Genomic DNA, 24,244 nt, shown 5'->3' with positions numbered 1-24,244 from the left:
TCCGAGAGACACGCGTGCTCATAAAACTCCTGCGGGCCTATCTCGGTCCGTACAGAAAACCCATCCTGCTGCTGGTCCTCCTCCAACTGCTGCAGACCTGCGCCAGCCTCTACCTGCCCACCCTGAACGCCGACATCATCGACAACGGTGTCGTGAAGGGGGACACGGGCTACATCCTCGAATTCGGCGGCATCATGATCGCCGTCAGCATCGGCCAGGTGGTCTGCAACATGGGGGCCGTCCACTTCGGCGCCCGTACCGCGTCCGCGCTCGGCCGCGACATCCGGGCGTCGGTCTTCGACCGGGTGCAGTCGTTCTCGGCGCGTGAGGTCGGGCGGTTCGGGGCACCCTCGCTGATCACCCGTACGACCAATGACGTCCAGCAGGTCCAGATGCTGGTGCTGATGACGTTCACGCTGATGGTGTCGGCCCCGATCATGTGTGTCGGCGGCATCGTCATGGCGCTCGGCCAGGACGTCCCGCTGTCGGCGGTACTGCTCGCGGTGGTGCCGGTGCTCGGCATCGCGGTGAGCCTGATCGTGAAGCGGATGCGTCCGCTGTTCCGCACGATGCAGGAGCGGCTGGACACGGTGAACCGGGTGCTGCGCGAGCAGATCACCGGCAACCGCGTCATCCGCGCCTTCGTCCGCGACGGCTACGAGGAGGAGCGGTTCCGCGGCTCCAACACCGAGCTGACGGACGTGGCACTGTCCACGGGCCGGCTGATGGCGCTGATGTTCCCCACCGTGATGACGGTCGTGAACGTCTCGTCGATCGCCGTGCTCTGGTTCGGTGCCCACCGCATCGACAGCGGCGGCATGGAGATCGGCGCACTGACCGCCTTCCTCGCCTATCTGATGCAGATCGTCATGTCGGTGATGATGGCCACCTTCATGTTCATGATGGTGCCGCGCGCCGAGGTCTGTGCCGAGCGCATCCAGGAGGTCCTGGAGACCGAGTCCAGCGTGGTCCCGCCGGTCGAGCCGGTCCGCAAGCTGCTCGCCCGCGGTCATCTGGAGGTGCGCGGCGCGGACTTCCGCTACCCGGGCGCCGAGGAGCCGGTGCTGCGGTCGGTCGACCTGGTGGCCCGCCCCGGCGAGACCACCGCGATCATCGGGTCCACGGGCAGCGGGAAGTCGACGCTGCTCGGGCTCGTACCGCGGCTGTTCGACGTGACGGACGGCCAGGTGCTGGTCGACGGCACGGACGTGCGGACGCTGGAGCCGGCACTGCTGGCGAAGACCGTGAGCCTGGTGCCGCAGAAGCCGTATCTGTTCTCCGGGACGGTCGCGACGAACCTGCGGTACGGAAACCCGGACGCGACCGACGAGGAGCTGTGGCACGCGCTGGAGGTCGCGCAGGCCAAGGAGTTCGTCACGGCGCTGGAGCACGGTCTGGACGCGCCGATCGCACAGGGCGGCACCAATGTCTCGGGCGGGCAGCGGCAGCGGCTGGCCATCGCCAGGACGCTGGTGCAGCGGCCGGAGATCTATCTCTTCGACGACTCGTTCTCCGCGCTCGACTACGCCACCGACGCCGCGCTGCGCGGGGCGCTCTCGCAGGAGACGGCCGAGGCGACCGTGGTGATCGTGGCGCAGCGGGTCTCCACCATCCGCGACGCGGACCGGATCCTGGTGCTGGACGAGGGCCGGGTCGTCGGCTCCGGGACCCATCACGAGCTGATGGACGGCAATGAAACGTACCGGGAGATCGTGCTCTCCCAGCTGACGGAAGCGGAGGCCGCGTAATGGCCGGGCCTGGCGGACGCATGATGGCGGGCGGGGCGCCGACCGACCGGTCGATGGACTTCAAGGGGTCCTCGAAGCGCCTGCTGAGGCGCTTCGCGACGGAGAAGACCCCGCTGTACGTGATGCTGGCGGCCTCGGTGCTGAGCGTCGGCCTGTCGGTGGTCGGGCCGAAGATCCTCGGCCGGGCGACCGACCTGGTCTTCGCCGGGGTCGTCGGCCGGGGGATGCCCGAGGGTACGACCAAGGAGCAGGCCGTCGAGGGCCTGCGCAAGAGCGACAGCGGCCTTGCCGACATGCTCTCCGGGGTGGACTTCGTCCCCGGTCACGGCATCGACTTCGGCGCGGTGGGCGACGTACTGCTGCTGGCGCTGGCGGTCTATGTCGGCGCCGGTCTGCTGATGCTGGTGGCGACACGGCTGTCGATCCGGATCATCAACCGGATCATTTTCCAGCTGCGCGAGGACATCCAGACGAAGCTGTCGCGGCTGCCGCTGTCGTACTTCGACCGGGCCAAGCGCGGCGAGGTGCTCAGCCGGGCGACGAACGACATCGACAACATCTCGCAGACGATGCAGCAGACGATGGGCCAGCTCATCAACTCCCTGCTCACCATCGTCGGCGTGCTGGTCATGATGTTCTGGGTCTCGCCGCTGCTGGCGCTGGTCGCGCTGGTGACGGTGCCGCTCTCGGTGGTCGTGGCCGCGAAGGTCGGCAAGCGCTCGCAGCCGCAGTTCGTGCAGCAGTGGAAGGTGACGGGCAAGCTCAACGCCCACATCGAGGAGATGTACACCGGGCACACCCTGGTGAAGGTCTTCGGCCGGCAGGAGGAGTCAGCGAGGGACTTCGCCGAACAGAACGAGGCGCTGTACGAGGCAGGTTTCAAGGCGCAGTTCAACAGCGGGATCATGCAGCCGCTGATGATGTTCGTCTCCAATCTGAACTATGTGCTGATCGCCGTCGTGGGTGGTCTGCGGGTCGCCTCCGGGGCCCTGTCGATCGGTGACGTGCAGGCGTTCATCCAGTACTCGCGGCAGTTCTCGATGCCGCTGACGCAGGTCGCCTCGATGGCGAACCTGGTGCAGTCGGGCGTCGCCTCGGCCGAGCGGATCTTCGAGCTGCTGGACGCCGAGGAGCAGGGTGCCGACCCCGCGCCCGGCGAGCGCGAGCGCCCCGAGGAGCTGCGGGGCAGCGTCTCGCTGGAGAAGGTGTCGTTCCGTTACGACCCGGAGAAGCCGCTCATCGAGGATCTGTCGCTGAACGTCGAGCCCGGCCACACGGTCGCGATCGTCGGCCCGACGGGCGCCGGCAAGACCACGCTCGTCAATCTGCTGATGCGGTTCTACGAGGTGACGGGCGGCCGGATCACGCTCGACGGGGTCGACGTGACGAAGATGTCGCGCGATGAGCTGCGTCAGGGCATCGGCATGGTCCTCCAGGACACCTGGCTGTTCGGCGGTTCGATCGCGGACAACATCGCGTACGGCGCTTCGCGGGAGGTCACCCGCGAGGAGATCGAGGAGGCGGCGAAGGCGGCCCACGCCGACCGCTTCATCCGTACCCTGCCGGACGGCTACGACACGGTCATCGACGACGAGGGCACCGGTGTCAGCGCGGGCGAGAAGCAGCTGATCACCATCGCGCGGGCGTTCCTGTCCGACCCGGTGATCCTGGTGCTCGACGAGGCGACGAGCTCCGTCGACACCCGTACGGAGGTGCTGATCCAGAAGGCGATGGCGCGGCTGGCCCACGGCCGTACGAGCTTTGTGATCGCGCACCGGCTCTCCACCATCCGGGACGCCGACGTCATCCTGGTGATGGAGAACGGCTCGATCGTCGAACAGGGCACGCACGAGGAGCTGTTGGCCGCCGAGGGCGCCTATGCCCGGCTGTACTCGGCACAGTTCGCCCAGGCGGTCGCCGAAGTCGACTAGGCGTACCGCCCGTTCGTACATGAGGGCCCGCACCGCTGTCCGGCGGTGCGGGCCCTCGTGCCGTCAGTCGAGATAGCCGCGGAGCTGGTCGGCGAAGGCGTGGTCCCGCAGCTTGCCGAGGGTCTTGGACTCGATCTGGCGGATACGTTCACGTGTCACGCCGAAGATCCTTCCGATCTCCTCCAGGGTGCGGGGCCGCCCGTCGTCCAGCCCGTAGCGCAGCTGGACCACTTTCCGCTCGCGCTCGTTGAGCGTCGAGAGCACCGCTTCCAGGTGCTCGCGCAGCAGCAGGAACGCGGCGGACTCGACCGGGGACGCGGCGTCGCCGTCCTCGATCAGGTCGCCGAGGGCGACGTCCTCCTCCTCGCCGACCGGGGCGTGCAGCGAGACCGGTTCCTGGGCGAGCCGCAGGACTTCGCCGACCCGCTCCGGGGTGAGGTCGAGCTGGCCGGCGACCTCCTCCGCCGAGGGCTCGTAGCCGCGCTCCTGGAGCATCCGGCGCTGGACGCGTACGACACGGTTGATCAGTTCGACGACATGGACCGGCACCCGTATGGTGCGCGCCTGGTCGGCGAGGGCGCGGGACATGGCCTGACGGATCCACCAGGTCGCGTACGTGGAGAACTTGTAGCCCCGGGCGTAGTCGAACTTCTCGACGGCCCTGATCAGCCCGAGGTTGCCCTCCTGGACCAGATCGAGCATGGTCAGCCCGCGGCCGACATACCGTTTGGCGACGGAGACGACGAGCCGGAGGTTGGCCTCGATGAGGCGGCGCTTGGCCATCCTCCCCATGACCACCAGCCGGTCGAGGTCGACGGCCAGCCGGGTGTCCGGGTCCGGGGTGCTCGCGAGCCGTTCCTCGGCGAAGAGTCCGGCCTCGACCCGGCGGGCGAGCTCCACCTCGTCGGCGGCACCGAGCAGGGGGATCCGGCCGATCTCCCGCAGGTACTGGCGGAAGAGGTCGGAGGACGGACCGGCGGTCTCCGGACGGCTCCGCGGCTCGGGCGCCCGGGGCGGCTCCTCCATGAACGGCTCGGGCGGTATCGGCGGCCCCACCGCGCCCTCCGGATGGTGCACGGCCCGGTTCTGCGCGGGGATGGCCGAGACATGCTCGGTTTCGGTCAGGGTCCGGGTCTGCACGGGGGCGACCTCCAGGTGATCGCTGCCGGACCGCGGGGATGGCGGACCACCGTTCGATGGGCCGACCGCGCTCCGATGTCTCAGGCACCGCCCCCAGTGTGGGGGAAGAGACATCGCCGCCACGAGGGGCGTGCGGCGACTTTCTGAGTCCGGTCCGTGACCGGTCGGTTACGCGGGGGCGCCCGACCGGCTCTCAGAGGGCGTCGGCCCCGCTGTTGCGCAGGGACTGGGCGTACTGCTGGAGGACCCAGACCTCGTTCTGCGCCGCCGCCAGGTGGTCCGGGGCGACATTGCTGCCGAGGCGGGCGAGGCTGCCCTGTACCTCGTTGATCCGGCGGTCCACGGCGCGCAGCCGGACCTGGACGAGCTGCATGCCCGCGTAGGTCTCGTCGATGGTCTTGCCGTGGAAGACCTCGACGGCGAGCTCGGTGACCAGGTTGCGCACCGTGTCGTTGGGTGCCGCGTCCAGGACCTGGACCAGGTATTCACGGGTCTCGGGGACGCCCAGCTCCACGCCGCCCGCCTCCGCGATGCACTGCCGGACGGCGGCGTACGGCGGGGCGGTGAACTCGTCGGCCCCGTAGGCGTCGAAGGCCGGGGAGACCAGGTCGGGCTTCTGCAGGGCGAGCTTCAGCAGCTCGCGCTCGGTGCGGTGGGCGGGGCTGCGGAGGTTGAGCGCGGGGCCGGAGGGGGCGGGGGCGGGCGCCTGGACCTGCTGGGGCTGTCGGCCTCCGCGGGCGGGGGGTTGGGCGGGGCCCCGCTGGTCGCCCCGCTCGCGGGCCCAGCGGGCGAGCTGGGCGACGCGCTTGACGACGAACTGGGTGTCCAGGATGCCGAGCATGCCGGCCAGCTGGACGGCGACCTCGTGCTGCGAGGAGCTGTTCTTGATCCGGGCGACGACGGGGGCCGCCTCGTCGAGCGCGGCGCCGCGGCCCGCCGGGGTCTCCAGGTCGTACCGGCCGACGATCTGGCGGAGCGCGAACTCGAAGAGCGGGGTGCGGGGTTCGACCAGGTCGCGGACCGCCTCGTCGCCCTTGACCAGGCGCAGATCGCAGGGGTCCATGCCGTCCGGGGCGATCGCGATGTAGGTCTCCGCGGCGAACTTCTGGTCGTCCTCGAAGGCGCGCAGGGCGGCCTTCTGCCCGGCCGCGTCACCGTCGAAGGTGAAGATCACCCGGGCGCTGCCGTTGTCCATCAGGAGCCGACGGAGGATCTTGATGTGGTCGCCGCCGAAAGCCGTGCCGCAGGTGGCGATGGCGGTGGTGATCCCGGCGAGATGGCAGGCCATGACGTCGGTGTAGCCCTCGACGACCACCGCCCGGCTGGCCTTGGCGATGTCCTTCTTCGCCAGGTCGATGCCGTACAGCACCTGGGACTTCTTGTAGATCGCGGTCTCGGGGGTGTTGAGGTACTTCGGGCCGTTGTCGTCGTCGCGCAGCTTGCGGGCGCCGAAGCCGACGATGTCGCCGGAGGTGTCGCTGATCGGCCACATCAGCCGGCCGCGGAAGCGGTCGATGGGGCCGCGCCTGCCGTCCTGGGAGAGGCCGGAGGTGATCAGCTCCTTGTCGCTGAAGCCCTTGCCACGCAGATACCGGGTGAGGTGGTCCCAGCCCGCGGGGCTGTAGCCGACGCCGAAGTGGGCGGCGGCCGCCTGGTCGAAACCGCGCTCGGCGAGGAACTTCCGGCCGATCTCGGCCTCGGGGCCGTCCAGTTGCTCGACGTAGAACTGGGCGGCCACCTTGTGCGCCTCGACCAGCCTGATGCGCTCGCCGCGCTGGTGGGAGGGGTTGTAGCCGCCCTCCTCGTACCGCAACGTGATGCCCGCCTTGGCGGCGAGCCGCTCGACCGTCTCGGAGAACGAGAGATGGTCGATCTTCATCACGAAGGCGATCGTGTCGCCGCCCTCCTGGCAGCCGAAGCAGTGGAAGAGACCCTTGCTCGGGCTGACCTGGAAGGAGGGGGACTTCTCGTCGTGGAACGGGCAGAGGCCCTTGAGGTTGCCACCGCCCGCGTTGCGCAGCTGGAGATACTCGGAAACGACGGCGTCGATCGGGACCGCGTCCCTTACCGCCTTCACGTCGTCGTCATTGATCCTGCCTGCCACGCGTGAATTCTACGGGTGGGGTACGACAGCCGTGCCGTGCGCCGCTGTGATCCGTGGAACCCGGAGGCGACGCGCGGACCCGCCGGGCCGGGCCAGCACGGCTCAGGACAGGGTTTCCAGCGGTACGGACGGGTCCGCCAGCGCGTCCGGGTCGATCTGCCGGCCGGACCGGACCAGCCCCTGCACGGTCTCGGTGACGTCCCACACGTTGACGTTCATCCCTGCCAGCACCCGGCGGTCCTTCAGCCAGAAGGCGATGAACTCCCGCTTCCCCGCGTCGCCCCGGATGACCACCTGGTCGTAACTGCCCGGCGGCGCCCAGCCCGAGTATTCGAGACCGAGGTCGTACTGGTCGGAGAAGAAGTACGGCACCCGGTCGTAGCCGACCTCCTGGCCGAGCATGGCGCGGGCCGCGGCCGGGCCGGTGTTCAGGGCGTTCGCCCAGTGCTCCACGCGCAGCCGGACACCGAGCAGCGGGTGGTCCACGTTGGCGACGTCACCGGCCGCGAAGATGTGCGGGTCGCTGGTGCGCAGGGAGGCGTCGACGGCGATGCCGCCGCCGTCCGCGCGCGGGGCCATGGCGAGCCCGGCGGTCTCGGCGAGGGCGGTACGGGGCGCGGCGCCGATCGCGGCGAGCACGTCGTGGGCGGGGTACTCCTCGCCGTCGTCGGTGCGGACGGCGAGCACCAGGCCGTCCTGGCCGATGATCTCGGTGAGGCGGACGCCGAAGTGGAAGCGGACCCCGTGGTCGCTGTGCAGATCGGTGAAGATCTGGCCGAGCTCGGGGCCGACGACCTGGTGCAACGGGGTCGGTTCCGGCTCCATGACGGTGACCTCGGCGCCGTAGCCGCGGGCCGCGGCCGCGACCTCCAGGCCGATCCAGCCGGCCCCGGCGATCACCAGGTGGCCGTTGTCGCGGCCGAGTGCGGCCAGGACGTTGCGCAGCCGGTCGGCGTGGGCGAGGCGGCGCAGATGGTGGACGCCCGCCAGTTCCGTCCCCGGAACGGCGAGGCGGCGCGGCTCGGCCCCGGTGGCGAGCAGCAGCTTGTCGTAGTGGACGACGGTGCCGTCGCCGAGCGTGACGGCGCGGGCTTCCCGGTCGAGCGAGGTGACGGGCTGCCCCAGGTGCAGCTCGATGTCGGCGCCCGCGTACCACGCGGTCTCGTGGACGAAGACGCTGTCCCGCTCCTCCTTGCCGGTGAGGTAGCCCTTGGAGAGCGGCGGCCGTTCGTACGGATGGTCCCGTTCGTCGCCGAGCAGGATCACCCGGCCGCTGAATCCCTCCGCCCGGAGCGTCTCGGCTGCCTTCGCCCCCGCCAGCCCTCCGCCGACGATGACGAACGTCCGATGTGCGTCGACCACTTGATGCCTCCTGGGTGCTTGCTTCGCGGCGCCGCCACCTGCGAGCGTCCCGCACGCAGCGTGATGGCGAAAGAGGGTGTACACCGATCAGGTCACACCCGGTGTCTGCGTTCCGTGAGCGACGCGTGCAGCGAGCGTGCCGAGGCGTCGGTCAGGGCGGCGATCTGGTCGACCAGGACCCGCTTGCGGGCCCGGTCGTCGCGGGCGGTGTCGAACAGTGCCCGGAACTGCGGTTCCAGCCCTTCGGGGGCGCGCGCGGTCAGTGCGGCGGCCAGCTCGGCGATCACGATCCGCTGGTCGGCGCGGATCGCCTCCTGCTCGGCGCGCTGCATGACGTAACGGTCGGCGACCGCCTTGAGCACGGCGCATTCGTTGCGGGCCTCGCGGGGGACGACCAGCTCGGCGGCGTACCGCCCGAGGCGGCCCGTCCCGTACGCGTGCCGGGTGCCGCTCTCGGCGGCGAGGCAGAACCGGCCGATCAGCTGGCTCGTCGCGTCCTTCAGCCGGGCCTGGGCGACGGCGGATCCGTCGTAGCCGTACGGCCACCAGTCCTGGGCGATGAGCCGGTCCAGGGCCTCGGCCAGCTCCTGGGGCTCGGTGTCCGCCGGTACGTAGCGGCCGATGGCGACCGCCCAGATCTCGTTCCGCTCCGGTTCGGCACAGAGGCAGTCGGGGTCGATGTGACCGGCGTGCAGCCCGTCCTCGAAGTCGTGCACGGAGTAGGCGACGTCGTCGGACCAGTCCATGACCTGGGCCTCGAAGCACTTGCGGTCCTTCGGTGCCCCCTTGCGGGCCCATGCGAAGACCGGCAGGTCGTCCTCGTACACCCCGAATTTCGGCGAGCCCGGGTCGGTGGGGTGCGCTCCGCGCGGCCAGGGGTACTTGGTGGCGGCGTCCAGGGCGGCCCGGGTCAGGTTGAGCCCGACGCTGACCAGCTCGCCGGTGCGGGTGTCGGGGACGAACCGCTTCGGTTCGAGCCTGGTCAGCAGCCGCAGCGACTGGGCGTTGCCCTCGAAGCCCCCGCAGTCCGACGCGAAGTCGTTGAGCGCCTGCTCGCCGTTGTGGCCGAACGGCGGGTGGCCCAGGTCGTGGGCGAGGCAGGCCGCCTCGACCAGGTCGGGGTCGCAGCCGAGCGCCGCGCCGAGCTCGCGGCCGACCTGGGCGCATTCGAGGGAGTGGGTGAGCCGGGTGCGGGGACTGGCGTCCCAGGCGTTGCTGCGGGTGCCCGGGGTGACGACCTGGGTCTTCCCGGCGAGCCGCCGCAGCGCGGCGGAGTGCAGCACCCGGGCACGGTCGCGCTGGAATGCCGTACGGCCCGGCCGTTTGTCCGGCTCGGTGTCCCAGCGCTCGGAGTCGGCCGCGCCGTAGGGAGCGCCGCCGTGGTCCTGTGTGCCGTGCGTACCGTCCATGCCGTCCATGGTTCCGACAGTAAACGGCCGGGCCGACAGGACGGCTCAGGCGGCGGCCGGAGATGTCCGTCGGTCATGGTTTCCCCTCCGGGCTCCACCGGTGCCCGTTCTGCCCGTTCGAGAACCCTTTCGGCCCGTGAGTCGTCCCACCGGGTGGAACGACGGAGCACGGTACGGAACGAAGGGGGTCCCATGCGGGTGAAGAGACCGGGACGACAGCTGCTCGGGCGGGTGCGGCCCCGGTGGCCGCGGACGCGGCGCGGGCAGCGGCGGGCCGTGCAGGGGGTGATGGCCGCCTGTGTGCTCGCGCTGGCGCCCTCGGCCTGGACGTACGCCGTCGCGGACGCCCGGGTCGGGACGACGGCGGACGCGCCCGCGCACGAGGTGGCCGTGGTGTTCGGTGCGGGGCTCTGGCAGGGCAGGCCGTCGCCGTATCTCGCCAACCGGCTGAGGGCCGCCGCCGAGCTGTACCGGGACGGGAAGGTGAAGGTCGTGCTCGTGACCGGCGACAACAGCCGGAAGGAGTACGACGAGCCGGATGCCATGCGCACCTATCTCAGGGAGCACGGGGTGCCGGACGAGCGGATCGTGAGCGACTTCGCCGGGTTCGACACCTGGGACTCGTGCGTGCGGGCCAAGAAGATCTTCGGGGTCGACCGCGCGGTGCTGGTGAGCCAGGGGTTCCACATCCGCCGGGCGATCGCGCTGTGCCGGTCCGCGGGGATCGACGCGTACGGGGTCGGCGTGGACGCCAAGCACGACGCGACCTGGTACTACGGCGGGACACGGGAGGTGTTCGCCGCGGGGAAGGCGGCGCTGGACGCCGTGTTCGAGCCCGACCCGCACTTCCTGGGGCCGCGGGAGCCGGGGATCGTGGAGGCGCTGGCGGCGGAGCGCGGGCGGTAGCCCCGGGGCGGGCCCGGGGCTACAGCGACGTGACCGGGGCGGTTTCGGCCGAGACCCAGGCGAGGTAGGGGGCGCTGCCCCGTACCACCGGGATCGCGACGATCTCCGGGATCTCGTAGTCGTGCGCCGCCCGGAGATGGGCCTCCAGCTCCTCGTACCGCTCGGTCGTCGTCTTGAACAGCAGCTGCCACTCCTCGGTGGTCTCGATGGCGTTCTGCCAGCGGTAGACCGAGGTGACGGGCGCGGAGATCTGTACGCAGGCGGCGAGCCGCGCCTCCACCACGCCCTGCGCCAGGGAGTGCGCCTTCTCCTTACTGTCCGTCGTGGTCAGTACGGTCAGCCATGTCGGCGTCGTCACCTTCGGCTCCTGCAGGGTCGGTCCTGTGTCCCGGTACCCGTCGATTGTCGGGGACGGCGCGGTGCGGCGCTTGCGGTCAGGCGCCGTAAGGGCGGACGGCCTTGGCGTCGCGCAGGGTGTGCCCCCACCAGATCAGCTGGTCGAGCAGCGCCTTGGCCGCCGCGTCGCAGCCCGCCGGGTCCCGGTGCCTGCCCTCGTCGTCGAACAGGGCGCCCGCGTCGTGGAAGGACACGGTGTCGCGGATGCCGACGGTGTGCAGCTCCGCGAAGACCTGTCGCAGGTGCTCGACGGCGCGCAGCCCGCCGGAGACCCCGCCGTACGAGACGAAGGCGACGGGTTTGGCCTGCCACTCGGCGCGGTGCCAGTCGATGAGGTTCTTCAGCGGGGCCGGGAACGAGTGGTTGTACTCGGGGGTGACGACGACGAAGGCGTCGGCCGCCGCCAGCCGGGCCGAAGCGGCTGCGAGCCGGGCCTGTGCGTCGGCGTCGGGCCGGTAGGAGAGGGCGACCGGGAGGCCGAGTTCCGCGACGTCGATCAGATCGGTCTCGATGCCGGGGTGCGGGCCGGTGTGCGAAAGGAACCAGTCGGCGACGACGGGGCCGAACCGTCCCTCGCGATTACTGGCGAGGACGACCGCGACCTTCAGGGGTGCGGTGGTGCCGGTCGTGGATGCGGTGGATGCGGGAGCTGTGGTGAGGTCCATGCGGGAAGGCTCGTACGTCAACCATGGTTGAGGTCAAGCCCGTTCGGCCGCCCCCCTTGCGCCGGGCCCGGCCGCCCCTGCCGCGGTGCGGTGGCGCCGGGTCGGCGCACCGCATGACGTCGCCGGTCGCGAGGGCCCCGGAGCCGCCCGGTGGGTGCCGCGGGATGCGGCGGGATGCGGCGGTGCGTGTGCGTCCCGATCCCGTCCGGCACGGATCCGCCCCCACCGGGCCCAGGGGGGACGGGGGCCCGGTGGGGGCGGTGGCCGGGGGCGGCCTCGCGCACCGTCCCGTGGGGGGTGTGAGACATGTGCCCGACCCCCGAGAGGTCATGCGTGTGACGTACGCCACTTTATTGCGGGGTGGCGTCACCCGATTGGCACCGGGTGGCGCGGGGCCGGCTCCGGCCACCTCGATCACCGCCGTGACCTGCGCGATTACACCTTGGCAAGGATGCCGCGCCGGTCAGTTCGAGTGAAAGCTGACTCGGTGTCAGCAGGCATCGGCGGCGGACCGCCCGTTAGCTCGGGGTCAGGACACCTACTCGCGCCATCGCCGGAGGAATCCCCCATGCGTCCTGCCCGTCTAGTGACCGGTACCGCCGCATCCGCGGTCACCATAGCCACACTCGGCTTCCTCACCGCCGGGCCGTCCGCGTACGCAGGTGACGCCGACACACCGCGGACCGGCGCGGCCGGTGCCGTGTCGCGGACCACCGGCGACCTCGGGACACGGGCCACCACCGGCGACGAGATCCCGGACGACGGAGCCGGGGGCGACGAGGCCGGATCCGGCACGGGCAATCCGTTCAGCCTCGACACCCTTTCCGGTCTCAACGCGCCCTCGCTGCTCGACTCCGCCTCGGGGGGCGCCTTCTCCGGACTCAATGCCCCGGGCGAAGACGACAACCCGTCCGAGGACGAGGACACCGACCGGGGCGAGAGCTCGTCCGGGCACGACAGCTCGTCCTCGTCCAAGCACGACGGCTCGGGCGGGCGTGAGAGCTGGAGTCCGTCCGAAAAGGAGGGTTCGGGCAAGCGCGACGACTCCTCCTCGTCGGGACACGACAGCTCGGCCTCCGGGCAACGCCCCGGGGACACCCCCACCGGCCCCACCGGGCACGTCAAAACCGGAGTCGGCGGCAGCGTCCGGCCCGACACCACCCAGATCGCGGCGGGCGCCGGCGTTCTCGCCACGGCCGCCGTCGGCGGAGCCTGGCTCCTGCGTCGCCGGGCGAGCGGCACGCAGGGAGCCGGCTGACGGAGACGGATTCACGTCTCCGTACCGCCCGGGTTCTGTCCCGGTGGCCGCGCGCCACCGGGACGGGACCGTCCCCATCCCGTCACCCGGAGGACGAACGTGACCCAGAAGGCCAAGGGCTGGCTGCTGGTCATCGCGGCGCTGGCCGGTGTCTGGCTGATCCGCAACGGTGCCGACACCCAACTGGTCCCGCCCGCGCCGACCGCCGCCCAGGCCTTCACCGGTGGCCCGACACCGCAGCCGGGATCGCCGGTCGCCGAACCGCTGAAGCCCTCCGCCCCCGTACGCATCCGCATCCCGAGCATCCGGGTCGACGCCCCGATGATGCGCCTCGGGCTCGGGCCCGACGGCAGTCTCGACGTGCCGCCGGCCGGGAACCGCAACATCGTCGGCTGGTACCGGGACGGCACTCCCCCGGGCTCCGAGGGCAGCGCGATCGTCGCCGGTCATGTGGACAACGCGCAGGGCCGGTCGGTCTTCTACGACCTCGGCGCCCTGCAGAAGGGCAGCACGGTCGAGGTGGTCCGCCAGGACGGCCGCACCGCCGCCTTCTCCATCGACGCGATCGAGGTCTACGAGAACGAGAACTTCCCCGACCAGCGGGTCTACGGGGCCTCGCCCTTCGCGTCGCTGCGCCTGATCACCTGCGGCGGCGGCTTCTCGAAGGCGACCGGCTACCAGGGCAACGTGGTGGCGTACGCGCACCTGACCGCCGTCCGCTGAACCCGCCCTCCGGACACGGGCCGTTCGGACCGCCACCCGGCTTCCGGGCATGGCTCCTCACGCCGTCCACTGGTCGAAGGCCAGCTTCGCGACCAGCGAGAACACCACGACCAGCAGCACACCGCGGACGAACTCGCTGCCCTTCCTGAGCGCCATCCGCGCGCCGAGGAGCCCGCCCGCCAGGTTGAACACGGCCATCAGCGCGGCCAGTTGCCACAGCACACTGCCCTGGTACGCGAACATCGCCAGCGCGCCGGCGTTGGTGCAGACGTTGACGATCTTGGCGGTGGCGGACGCCGTCACCAGATCGAGGCGGAGCACCGCGGTCAGCGCCAGCACCAGGAACGTTCCCGTGCCGGGGCCGAACAGCCCGTCGTAGAAGCCGATTCCGCCGCCGACCAGCACGATGGCGGTGATCGTGCGGGCCCGGGTGACCTGCTGCCGCACGCCGTCGTCCGTGTCCTTGCCGAACGAGGGCCGCAGCATCACGAACGCCGCGACGGCCAGCAGCACCACCATGATCACCGGCCGGAGCACGTCGCTGCTGATACCGGCGGCGAAGAACGCCCCGGCCATCGATCCTGCCAGCGCCGCGAGCCCGATCCGCACCCCGGTCCCGACCTTCACCGGTGCCTTGCGCACGTATGTCACGGCGGCGCCCGACGTACCGACGATCGCGACGGCCTTGTTGGTGCCCAGCACCTGCGCGGCCGGGACGTGCGGCAGTCCGAGGAGCAGCGCGGGCAGCAGAAGCAGTCCGCCGCCGCCGACCACCGCGTCGATCCAGCCCGCGGCGGCTGCGGCGAGGCAGAGGACGATCAGGGTGGTGAAGGTTATATCGGGCATGATCGCGACCCTAGGGAGGCGATTCGTGCATCGTCCATCGGATTGAGCCAAACCTGAGGTTCCCGAGCCGCCGTACGCTGGGCCCATGAGCCACGGCTGGAACGCGAACGACATACCCGACCAGAGGGGCCGTACGGCCGTGGTCACCGGGGCCAACAGCGGTCTCGGCCTGCACACCGCGCGGGAGCTGGCCCGGCACGGAGCGAGGGTCCTGCTCGCCTGCCGTGACGAGACGCGCGGCAGGGAGGCCGAGTCCCGCATCCGGAAGGCCGTGACCGGCGCGGACGTGGCGTTCGTACCGCTCGATCTGGCCGATCTGGGCTCGGTGCGCGAGTTCGCCGCGACCCACGCTCCCGCCCGGCTCGATCTGCTGATCAACAACGCGGGCGTGATGGCCCTCCCGTACGGGACGACGGCCGACGGCTTCGAGAGGCAGTTCGGCATCAACCACCTGGGGCACTTCGCCCTGACCGGGCTGCTGCTCCCCCGCCTCCTCGACACCCCCGGGGCCCGGGTGGTGACCGTCTCCAGCGGGATGCACGCCCTGTCCGACCTCGACATGGGGGATCTCAACAGCGAGCGGAACTACCGCCGTTGGATCGCCTACGGCCGCTCGAAGACCGCCAACCTGCTCTTCGTCCACGAGCTGGCGCGCCGGCTCACCAGGGCCGGCTCCCGTCTGGTGGCCGCCGCCGCGCACCCGGGGTATGCGGCGACCAACCTCCAGTCCGCCGCCGCCCGGATGGAGAACCGCAGGGCGGTGGAACGGTTCTTCGAGCTCGGCAACCGCATCGTCGCCCAGCCCGCTTCGGCCGGTGCGCTGCCCACACTGTACGCGGCCACCGCGCCCGGTGTGCGCCCCGACTCCTTCACCGGGCCGGGGCCACTGGGCTGGCGCGGCGCGCCCGCGCCGTCCTGGCGGGCGCGCTGGACGCGCGACGATGTGACGAGCGAGCGGCTCTGGGTGGCGTCCGAGCAGCTCACGGGGGTGACGTATCCGGGCCTCGCCCCCTGAGCCGGACCACGCCCGCCAGGGAGTGCTGGACAGCCCTCAGCCCTGGACGGCCGCGGGGTCCATCCACACGACCTCCCAGATGTGGTTGTTCGGGTCCTGGAAGGAACGGCCGTACATGTGGCCGTAGTCCATCGTCTCGTTGGCGGGTGATCCGCCGGACGCGAGAGCGGTGTCGACCAGCTCGTCCACCTTCTCCCGGCTCTCGGCGCTCAGGGCGAGGATCACCTCGGTGGACTTCGAGGAGTCGGAGATCTCCTTCTTGGTGAACTCCTTGAAGCGCGGCTCGGTGAGGAGCATCGCGAAGATGGTGTCGCTGATGACGAGACACGCGGCGTTCTCGTCGCTGAACTGCGGGTTGCACGAGAAGCCCAGCTTGCCGAAGAAGGCCTTGGTTGCTTCGAGGTCCTTGACCGGCAGGTTGACGAAGATCATCTGAGGCATGGCCGCTTCGCTCTCTCTGTTGTTCGAACGTGTACGACAGGTAGACGGCGGGGCGTCGCGGAACTCATCGCCGCCCGCGAAAGAATTTTCGCCGCTACGGCCCCCGCGCGCCTGTCGCCGCGAGGCCCGACCGCCCGGCCCCGCGAGACCCGGCCGCCCGCTGCCGCGGAGCCGGTCGCCTGCCGCGCCCGGCCCGCCCGCCTCAGGACAGGGCGAGCGGTGCGCCGCCCCGGAGCAGCGATCCGCCCAGGGGGGTCAGCGTGTGGAGGACCGAGCCGCCGTGCCGCAGCGTGTGGATCAGGCCGGCCTCGCGCAGCACACAGGCGTGCTGGCTCGCCGAGGCGAGGGACACTCCGGCCCGGAGGGCGAGCTCGCTGGTCGTGCAGCCATTCCCTATGGCGCTCAGGACCGTCGAGCGGGTGCTGCCGAGGAGCCGGCCGAGCCAGGGGCCCGGTTCGGCGAAGACCGGGGCGCGGGAGTGGGTGACCGGGTAGACCAGGACCGGCGGCAGCCCCGGGTCGCGGTAGACCACAGGGGTGACGCGGCAGAAGAAGGACGGCTGGAGCAGCAGCCCCCGGCCGTCCAGGCAGATGTCCCGGTCGACGGGGTAGTCCGCCTCCAGCACGGGGGCCCGCCAGCGGATCATCGGCGGGAGGGAGGCGAGCAGTTCGTCCGCGCCGCCGTCCAGCAGGGCGCGGCCGCGGACGGCGCGGTCGGCCTCGATGCTGGCCCGGATGTGCGGCCAGTACGGCTCGACGGCGGCGCGGTGGTAGCTGCGCAGGGCGTCGGCGAGGCGGCCGACGGACTGCGCGCGGCCGTCCGGGAAGCGGCCCGGGTCGCGGCGCTCGGCGGCGAGCAGGGCGAGTTCGGCGAGGACCCGGCCGGGCGGGGTGCCACGTAACGCCTCCATTCCCGCGTCGATGCCGTACGGTTCGCCATTTTCCTGAGAAGGCGTCAGAAAGTCCGGGAAATAGCCGCGGGGTGGAATCACCGCGGACAACAGGCGTACTTCACCATTCAACCGACACCGGGTTTCCGTACGCCATTTCCCGAACACCGCGGAACCGCGCCGGTCCCGCAGCCGGTGGAAACTCAGAGCGGTTTCCCACAGCGCGTCCGGCCGGGTGGCCATCCGCACCTTGGAAAGGTCCACTCCGGACATATGGATACGCAGCACCGGTCCCCCACCTGTTGCACGTGCAATTGCCCCCACCCCAGGGTAGGTGATCCGTAACAGCACGTCACCACGGGGTTTCGGCCAGAGGTGAAACGCCTCGCATCCACCCGCCGTCACCCGAAAAGCTGTACGGCGTCGGGCACGATTCCGGCGCCACCGGAAGGGCGAGTGAAGGCCGTGGGGGGTTTCGCGCGCCCGGCGGCGGTGGACGACGGTGCGGCACCGCGCCCGACGGGGGTAACCCGGGTGCGGTCCATGGACGGGGATCCATGGACCGCATCCCGGCCCGCTCCCCACCCATTTCTTTGCGTATTGAACGAACCCCGTCTTATGTGCAAAACCCTGTCTCATCCGCAAAGAAAAAGAACATTGCCGAACAACGATTTCCCCAGAACGAAACGAGACGGCGGCACCCCCGCACAGGGTGCCGCCGTCTCGGGTGTTCCGGAGTCGCCGTCGAACCGGTGAGGGTCCTGAGGGGCCGACGGCGACTCCGGACGCGGAGTCGGGGGATTCGGTGCCGGATCAGCGGCTGTCGCTGCCGGTCGAACCCGCCGCCGCCCGGCCCGCTTCGAGCCGCGCGACGGGGATGCGGAACGGGGAGCAGGACACGTAGTCCAGGCCTGCCTCATGGAAGAAGTGCACCGACTCCGGGTCTCCGCCGTGCTCGCCGCAGACGCCGAGCTTCAGGTCCGGGCGGGTGGCCCGGCCGGCCGCGACGGCGCTGCGGACCAGCGAGCCGACGCCGTCCTTGTCGATCGTCTCGAACGGCGACACCCCGAAGATGCCCTTCTCCAGGTACGCGGTGAAGAACGAGGCCTCCACGTCGTCGCGGGAGAAGCCCCACACCGTCTGGGTCAGGTCGTTCGTACCGAACGAGAAGAACTGCGCGGCCTCGGCGATCTGGCCCGCGGTCAGCGCGGCGCGCGGGAGCTCGATCATCGTGCCGATGGTGAGCTTGAGGCTGGTACCGGTGGCGGCCTCGACCTCGGCGATGACCTGGTCGGCCTCCTCGCGGACGATCTCCAGCTCCTGGACCGTGCCGACGAGCGGAATCATGATCTCGGCGCGCGGGTCGCCCTTGGCGTTCTTGCGCTCGGCCGCGGCCTCCGCGATCGCCCGCACCTGCATGGCGAACAGGCCGGGGATGACGAGACCGAGACGGACCCCGCGCAGACCGAGCATCGGGTTCTGCTCGTGCAGCTTGTGCACGGCCTGGAGCAGGCGAAGATCGTTCTCGTTGGCGTCCTTGCGGGACTCGGCGAGCGCGACCCGCACCGAGAGCTCGGTGATGTCCGGCAGGAACTCGTGCAGCGGCGGGTCGAGCAGCCGTACGGTGACGGGCAGTCCGTCCATCGCCTCGAAAAGCTCGACGAAGTCGGCCTTCTGGAGCGGAAGCAGCTCCTCCAGCGCGGTCTCGCGCTCGGCGTCGGTGTCCGCGAGGATCAGCTTCTCGACCATCTCGCGGCGCTCGCCGAGGAACATGTGCTCGGTGCGGCACAGGCCGATGCCCTGGGCGCCGAAGCGGCGGGCCCGCAACGCGTCCTCGGCGTTGTCGGCGTTGGCCCGCACCCGCAGCCGGCGCACCCGGTCGGCGTACGCCATGATCCGGTGCACGGCGGCGACCAGCTCGTCGGCGTCGTCGGCGCCGGCGTGCATCCGGCCCTCGAAGTACTCGACGACCGGGGACGGCACGACGGGCACCTCGCCCAGGTACACCTTGCCGGTGGAGCCATCGATGGAGACGACGTCACCCTCCTCGATGACCCGGCCGCCCACCGTCATCCGGCGGCGCTTGGTGTCGACCTCCAGGTCCTCGGCGCCGCAGACACAGGTCTTGCCCATGCCGCGGGCGACGACGGCGGCGTGCGAGGTCTTGCCGCCGCGCGAGGTCAGGATGCCCTCGGCCGCGATCATGCCGTCGAGGTCGTCGGGGTTGGTCTCGCGGCGGATCAGGATGACCTTCTCGCCGGACCGGGACCACTTGACCGCGGTGTACGAGTCGAAGACGGCCTTGCCGACCGCGGCGCCCGGCGAGGCGGCGATGCCGCGGCCCAGCAGCTCCGTCTTCGCTTCGTCGTCGAAGCGCGGGAACATCAGCTGCGCCAGCTGCGCGCCGGTGACCCGCTGGAGCGCCTCGGCCTCGTCGATCAGGCCCTGGTCGACGAGCTGGGTGGCGATCCGGAAGGCGGCACCGGCGGTGCGCTTGCCGACCCGGGTCTGAAGCATCCACAGCTGGCCGCGCTCGATGGTGAACTCGATGTCGCACAGGTCCTTGTAGTGCGTTTCGAGGGCCTCCATGATCTGCATCAGCTGGTCGTATGACTTCTTGTCGATCGACTCCAGCTCGGCGAGCGGCACGGTGTTGCGGATACCGGCGACGACGTCCTCGCCCTGCGCGTTCTGCAGGTAGTCGCCGTAGACGCCCTGGTGGCCGCTGGCCGGGTCACGGGTGAACGCGACACCCGTACCGGAGTCGGGGCCGAGGTTGCCGAAGACCATCGAGCAGACGTTGACGGCCGTGCCCAGGTCGCCCGGGATGCGCTCCTGGCGGCGGTAGAGCTTGGCCCGGTCGGTGTTCCACGAGTCGAAGACGGCCTTTATGGCCAGGTCCATCTGCTCGCGCGGGTCCTGCGGGAAGTCGCGTCCGGCGTCCCGGGCGACGATCTTCTTGAACTGCTCGACCAGCTTCTTCAGGTCGGCCGCGTCGAGGTCGACGTCGACGGTGACGCCCTTGGCCTCCTTCGCGGCCTCCAGCGCCTCCTCGAAGAGGTCGCCGTCGACACCGAGGACGGTCTTGCCGAACATCTGGATGAGGCGGCGGTAGGAGTCCCACGCGAACCGCTCGTCACCGGCCTGGGCGGAGAGACCGACCACGGACTCGTCGGAGAGGCCGATGTTGAGGACCGTGTCCATCATGCCGGGCATCGAGAACTTCGCGCCGGAGCGGACGGAGACCAGCAGCGGATCGTCGGCCTGGCCGAGCTTCTTGCCCATCCGTGCCTCAAGGGCGTCGAGGTGCGCACTGACCTCGGTACGCAGCTCGGCCGGCTCCTCGCCGCTTTCGAGGTAGACCTTGCACGCCTCGGTGGTGATGGTGAATCCCGGAGGGACGGGGAGCCCGAGGTTGGTCATCTCGGCGAGGTTCGCACCCTTGCCGCCGAGGAGGTCCTTCAGATCCTTGTTGCCCTCCGTGAAGTCATAAACGAACTTCTCGCCCTGGGGCTCCCGGGATTCCGGGGTGGTTACGTGGGGATCTTTGTTTTCCGACACGGGTCTCGGCTCCTCGAGGACGCGGTGGCTGCCCTGACGGCGAGGAACATACCCAGATCGAAGGTGTCTGGGTACGTCCACTTGCGCGTCACGAGGCCTCAACCACCCGTCCGCCAGCAGATCGAAAGTGAGATGACCTGTCGCCCAACCGGAGCCATGCGTTCACTTCTTGAACGAAGTAGCACCGAGAGCTACCGAATCCTCCCACTCCAATCACACAAAGCAGCGAAAGCATCGATCGATAAAATTTGAGCCCTCTGGCACCGAGTGCCATCATTTGAGAAATGCAGCCCTCGAAATTGCGCTCATCTGAGCGCGAAGGTCCTCAAGGTGGCGAGAATCACTCCGCGCATGGCGCTCAGATGTCACCATTCGGACGCCCGATCGGCAACTGCCCGTCACTCGGCGATCACGGAGGAAGACCTGAGAGTGCCGGGAGTGGCCACACGACGAGGCGGTCGGCCCGATCCGGTCACCCGCTGACCGAACTGCCGCCGAAACCGGCTGAATGTTGCGCTCAGATGAGCGGGGTAAAAGAAGAGGCACGCGGTGCCTGTGGCGCCCGCGTGCCCAGTGGGTCCCGGGTGACCGGGCAATCCGCCCTCAGCCGCCCGAGGTGTCCAGCTCCGCGTCGGGGCTCACGCCCGCGCAGTCGTAGGGGTCCTTCAGCCAGCCGTCCGGCAGCACGACACGGTTGTTGCCCGAGGTGCGTCCGCGCGGCCCGTCCGCGCCGTCCGGCCACGGCTGGTCCAGGTCCAGCTCCCCCAGCTGTCCGCCCAGCTCCTCCAGCGAGGAGGTGACCGCGAGCTTCTTGCGCATCTCCGAGCCGACCGAGAAGCCCTTGAGGTACCAGGCGACATGCTTGCGGAAGTCGATCACCCCGCGCGTCTCGTCACCGATCCACTCCCCCAGCAGCGTCGCGTGCCGCAGCATCACGTCGGCGACCTTCCGGAGCGCCGGCGCCTGCCGTGTCCCCGTGCCCTCGAAGGCGCTCACCAGGTCGCCGAAGAGCCAGGGGCGGCCGAGGCAGCCGCGGCCCACGACCACGCCGTCGCAGCCGGTCTCGCGCATCATCCGCAGGGCGTCGTCCGCGCACCAGATGTCGCCGTTGCCGAGGACGGGGATCTCCGGGACGTGCTCCTTGAGGCGGGCGACGGCATCCCAGTCGGCGGTGCCGCCGTAGTGCTGGGCGGCCGTCCTGCCGTGCAGGGCGACAGCCGTGACGCCCTCCTCGACCGCGATCCGGCCCGCGTCCAGGTAGGTCATGTGGTCGTCGTCGATGCCCTTGCGCATCTTGATGGTGACCGGCAGATCACCCGCGTTGGAGACCGCCTGGTTGAGGATCGCGCGCAGCAGCGGCCGCTTGTACGGGAGCGCCGAGCCGCCACCCTTGCGGGTCACCTTGGGGACCGGGCAGCCGAAGTTCAGGTCGATGTGGTCGGCGAGGTCCTCGTCGACGATCATCCGGACGGCCTTGCCGACGGTGACCGGGTCCACCCCGTACAGCTGGATCGAGCGCGGGGTCTCGCTCGCGTCGAAGTGGATCAGCTGCATGGTCTTCTCGTTGCGCTCGACCAGCGCCCGGGTGGTGATCATCTCGCTGACGAACAGCCCCTTGCCGCCGGAGAACTCCCGGCACAGGGTGCGGAACGGGGCGTTGGTGATGCCGGCCATGGGGGCCAGCACCACCGGCGGCTGCACCGTGTGCGGGCCGATCCGGAGCAGCGGGAGGGAAGGGGCGAGCGTGGTCATTGCTCCATTGTCGCGTACGGGGCCGGTCCCTCCGGCAGCGGAGTTCGTTAGTTAACCGTACTATCCATGTATGCCCGAGCCCAGTCTCCGCCGACGGCAGTTGGTACTGGCGATCTGCTGCATGAGCCTGCTGATCGTCAGTCTCGACAACACCGTGCTCAACGTCGCCCTGCCCGCCGTGCAGAAGGAGCTGCACGCCTCCGTCGCCGGCATGCAGTGGACGATCGACGCCTACACCCTCGTCCTGGCCTCGCTGCTGATGCTCGCGGGCTCCACCGCCGACCGGATCGGGCGCCGCAAGGTGTTCAAGGCCGGGCTCGTCCTGTTCACCCTCGGTTCGCTGCTCTGCTCCCTGGCGCCGAACCTTGAGTCGCTGGTGGCATTCCGGATGGTGCAGGCCGTGGGTGGTTCGATGCTCAACCCCGTCGCGATGTCGATCATCACCAACACCTTCACCGACCCGCGCGAGCGGGCCCGAGCCATCGGGGTGTGGGGCGGTGTCGTCGGCATCTCCATGGCGGCGGGCCCGGTGATCGGCGGGCTGCTGGTGGACTCGGTCGGCTGGCGGTCGATCTTCTGGATCAATCTGCCGGTCGGTCTCGCCGCGCTCCTGCTCACCTGGCGCTACGTCCCGGAGTCCCGGGCCCCGAGGCCGCGCCGCCCCGACCCGGTGGGGCAGCTGCTGGTGATCGGACTGCTCGGCTCGCTGACGTACGCGATCATCGAGGCGCCCTCCCAGGGCTGGGACTCGCCGCGGATCCTGCTGTTCGCCGCGCTCGCCGGGTGCTCCCTCGTCGGGCTGCTGCTGTACGAGCCCCGGCGTGCCGAGCCCCTGATCGATCTGCGTTTCTTCCGCAGCGCCCCGTTCAGCGGGGCCACCGTCATCGCGGTCTGCGCCTTCGCCGCGCTGAGCGGGTTCCTCTTCCTCAACACCCTCTATCTGCAGAACGTGCGCGGTCTGAGCGCGCTGCACGCCGGTCTGTACATGCTGCCGATGGCGGCCCTGACCTTCGTCTGCGCACCGCTGTCCGGGCGGCTCGTCGGCAGCCGGGGGTCGCGGCTGCCGCTGCTCGTGGCGGGCGTGACCATGACGGCGTGCGGGCTGCTGTTCGCCGTGTTCGACGCGGAGACCGACGACGTCCTGCTGTTCACCGGCTATGTGCTGTTCGGTCTCGGCTTCGGCATGGTGAACGCGCCGATCACCAATACGGCCGTCTCCGGGATGCCGCGCTCGCAGGCCGGGGTGGCGGCCGCGGTCGCCTCGACCAGTCGGCAGATCGGCGGGACGCTCGGGGTCGCCGTGATCGGCGCGGTGCTGGCGGCGGGGGTGGCCGGGGCCGGTTCGCCGCGCAGCGCCGGGTACGCGGCGGCCTTCGTGGACGCGAGCACGCCCGCCTGGTGGATCCTCGGCGGGTGCGGGCTGTGCGTCCTGCTGGTGGGGGCGCTGACCAGCGGGCGGTGGGCACGGGAGACCGCACGCCGGACCGCGCAGCGGCTGGAGAAGCAGACGGGCGCCCCGTCCGGGGATCAGGCGTCGGCGAGCTCCAGGGCGTGAAGGCGGCGCGCCGTTCACCGCGTACGCCTTCTGCCGGGGCGAGTTCCACGGCGACGGGCGCGGACGAAAGGGCGTGGGCCCGGATCACGGGTGATCCGGGCCCACGGCCGTACGGGTGGTGAGGAGGCGTCAGCTCTGCGCCGGGGCGTCCTGCCCGGTCGCTTCCGGCTGCGCGGTGTCGCCCGACGGGGACTCTGTCGCGGCGCCCGACTGCGCGCGCTCACGCATCTTGCGCAGCAGCTCCTGCTTCTGGTCGGCGGCCGCCTTGCGGTCGGCGTCGCGCGCAGGGCCGGCGCCCTGCTGCCCCGCACGGGACAGCTTCTTGCGCTGTCCGCCCACACCGAGCAGGTTGTTACGGCTCTTGGCCACGGCGTTCTCCGGTTCGTAGTGCGAAGTGAGGTCTGAGGCGACCTGGAATCGGTCCGGTGGGCGGCGGGTGATCGAGCCCGCCGCGCTCTCACTCGTAGATCTGGAAGAACGAAGACATGCCGGAACCGTACCCCGGCCCGCCCCGCCGCCGCACCCGCATTTCGGGCGGCCGGC

General features: G+C 70.5%; 19 protein-coding genes. 7 read left to right on the top strand and 12 right to left on the bottom strand.

Annotation, left to right across the window (positions count from 1 at the left end; genetic code table 11):
* The first annotated feature begins 14 nt into the window (after positions 1-14).
* Both IE107_RS05610 and IE107_RS05605 read left to right on the top strand, forming a co-directional pair.
* On the top strand, positions 15-1,748 hold the full coding sequence (locus IE107_RS05610) for an ABC transporter ATP-binding protein (protein WP_189541656.1): 1,734 nt from the start codon (positions 15-17) through the stop codon (positions 1,746-1,748).
* Positions 1,748-3,679 (top strand): ABC transporter ATP-binding protein, encoded by a 1,932-nt coding sequence (locus IE107_RS05605; protein WP_189541655.1) that lies wholly within the window; start codon positions 1,748-1,750, stop codon positions 3,677-3,679. Before IE107_RS05610 ends, IE107_RS05605 begins: the two co-directional genes overlap by 1 nt.
* Positions 3,680-3,742: 63 nt before the next feature.
* Here the strand turns inward: IE107_RS05605 and IE107_RS05600 are convergent, their stop codons facing one another.
* The 4 genes from IE107_RS05600 to IE107_RS05585 form a co-directional block, all read right to left on the bottom strand.
* The gene (locus tag IE107_RS05600; protein WP_189541654.1) at positions 3,743-4,819 is read right to left on the bottom strand and encodes an RNA polymerase sigma factor; all 1,077 of its coding nucleotides are present in this window, start codon (positions 4,817-4,819) and stop codon (positions 3,743-3,745) included.
* Positions 4,820-5,012: 193 nt separating this feature from the next.
* Positions 5,013-6,923, bottom strand: coding sequence for a DNA primase (gene dnaG / locus IE107_RS05595; protein WP_189541653.1), 1,911 nt, complete (start codon positions 6,921-6,923; stop codon positions 5,013-5,015).
* A gap of 102 nt (positions 6,924-7,025) precedes the next feature.
* Complete coding sequence (locus tag IE107_RS05590) at positions 7,026-8,285, bottom strand: NAD(P)/FAD-dependent oxidoreductase (RefSeq protein ID WP_189541651.1); 1,260 nt, start codon at positions 8,283-8,285, stop codon at positions 7,026-7,028.
* Positions 8,286-8,377: 92 nt separating this feature from the next.
* Entirely contained in the window at positions 8,378-9,703 is a 1,326-nt protein-coding gene (locus IE107_RS05585) for a deoxyguanosinetriphosphate triphosphohydrolase (protein ID WP_189541649.1), read from the bottom strand.
* A gap of 183 nt (positions 9,704-9,886) precedes the next feature.
* Between IE107_RS05585 and IE107_RS05580 the strand changes: the two genes are divergently transcribed.
* Positions 9,887-10,600, top strand: coding sequence for a SanA/YdcF family protein (locus IE107_RS05580; RefSeq protein ID WP_189541646.1), 714 nt, complete (start codon positions 9,887-9,889; stop codon positions 10,598-10,600).
* Positions 10,601-10,619: 19 nt separating this feature from the next.
* On the opposite strand, the gene cutA is transcribed toward IE107_RS05580, so the two are convergent.
* Complete coding sequence (gene cutA, locus IE107_RS05575) at positions 10,620-10,958, bottom strand: divalent-cation tolerance protein CutA (protein ID WP_189541645.1); 339 nt, start codon at positions 10,956-10,958, stop codon at positions 10,620-10,622.
* 76 nt (positions 10,959-11,034) lie between these two features.
* Positions 11,035-11,661: an NADPH-dependent FMN reductase gene (locus tag IE107_RS05570; protein WP_189541643.1), complete on the bottom strand. Its 627-nt coding sequence runs from the start codon at positions 11,659-11,661 to the stop codon at positions 11,035-11,037.
* A gap of 568 nt (positions 11,662-12,229) precedes the next feature.
* Here IE107_RS05570 and IE107_RS05565 point away from each other — a divergent pair.
* On the top strand, positions 12,230-12,919 hold the full coding sequence (locus IE107_RS05565; RefSeq protein WP_189542150.1) for a GVDTG sorting domain-containing protein: 690 nt from the start codon (positions 12,230-12,232) through the stop codon (positions 12,917-12,919).
* Between the two features lie 99 nt (positions 12,920-13,018).
* On the top strand, positions 13,019-13,642 hold the full coding sequence (locus IE107_RS05560; protein ID WP_189541641.1) for a class F sortase: 624 nt from the start codon (positions 13,019-13,021) through the stop codon (positions 13,640-13,642).
* Positions 13,643-13,699: 57 nt separating this feature from the next.
* On the opposite strand, the gene IE107_RS05555 is transcribed toward IE107_RS05560, so the two are convergent.
* Positions 13,700-14,488 (bottom strand): sulfite exporter TauE/SafE family protein, encoded by a 789-nt coding sequence (locus IE107_RS05555; protein WP_189541639.1) that lies wholly within the window; start codon positions 14,486-14,488, stop codon positions 13,700-13,702.
* An 85-nt stretch (positions 14,489-14,573) separates the two neighbouring features.
* On the opposite strand from IE107_RS05555, the gene IE107_RS05550 reads away from it, so the two are divergent.
* Entirely contained in the window at positions 14,574-15,503 is a 930-nt protein-coding gene (locus tag IE107_RS05550; protein WP_189541637.1) for an oxidoreductase, read from the top strand.
* Between the two features lie 36 nt (positions 15,504-15,539).
* On the opposite strand, the gene IE107_RS05545 is transcribed toward IE107_RS05550, so the two are convergent.
* The 4 genes from IE107_RS05545 to dusB all read right to left on the bottom strand — a co-directional run bounded on the left by IE107_RS05545 (position 15,540) and on the right by dusB (position 22,146).
* On the bottom strand, positions 15,540-15,944 hold the full coding sequence (locus tag IE107_RS05545; protein ID WP_189541635.1) for a VOC family protein: 405 nt from the start codon (positions 15,942-15,944) through the stop codon (positions 15,540-15,542).
* A gap of 202 nt (positions 15,945-16,146) precedes the next feature.
* Positions 16,147-17,121, bottom strand: coding sequence for an ArsR/SmtB family transcription factor (locus tag IE107_RS05540; protein ID WP_189541633.1), 975 nt, complete (start codon positions 17,119-17,121; stop codon positions 16,147-16,149).
* A gap of 525 nt (positions 17,122-17,646) precedes the next feature.
* Entirely contained in the window at positions 17,647-20,394 is a 2,748-nt protein-coding gene (gene ppdK, locus IE107_RS05535; protein WP_189541631.1) for a pyruvate, phosphate dikinase, read from the bottom strand.
* A 603-nt stretch (positions 20,395-20,997) separates the two neighbouring features.
* Complete coding sequence (dusB, locus tag IE107_RS05530; protein WP_189541628.1) at positions 20,998-22,146, bottom strand: tRNA dihydrouridine synthase DusB; 1,149 nt, start codon at positions 22,144-22,146, stop codon at positions 20,998-21,000.
* A 70-nt stretch (positions 22,147-22,216) separates the two neighbouring features.
* Here dusB and IE107_RS05525 point away from each other — a divergent pair, with 70 nt between their 5' ends.
* Positions 22,217-23,701, top strand: coding sequence for an MFS transporter (locus tag IE107_RS05525; RefSeq protein WP_189541626.1), 1,485 nt, complete (start codon positions 22,217-22,219; stop codon positions 23,699-23,701).
* 129 nt (positions 23,702-23,830) lie between these two features.
* Here IE107_RS05525 and IE107_RS05520 read toward each other — a convergent pair whose 3' ends face one another.
* Entirely contained in the window at positions 23,831-24,070 is a 240-nt protein-coding gene (locus tag IE107_RS05520; protein WP_189541624.1) for a DUF6243 family protein, read from the bottom strand.
* Positions 24,071-24,244: the final 174 nt, after the last annotated feature.

Origin of the sequence: Streptomyces gelaticus (assembly GCF_014649535.1) — a bacterium.
GTDB lineage: Bacteria > Actinomycetota > Actinomycetes > Streptomycetales > Streptomycetaceae > Streptomyces > Streptomyces gelaticus.
The sequence above is the reverse complement of the archived record's forward strand: the minus strand, read 5'-3'. Positions and strand labels throughout refer to the sequence as shown.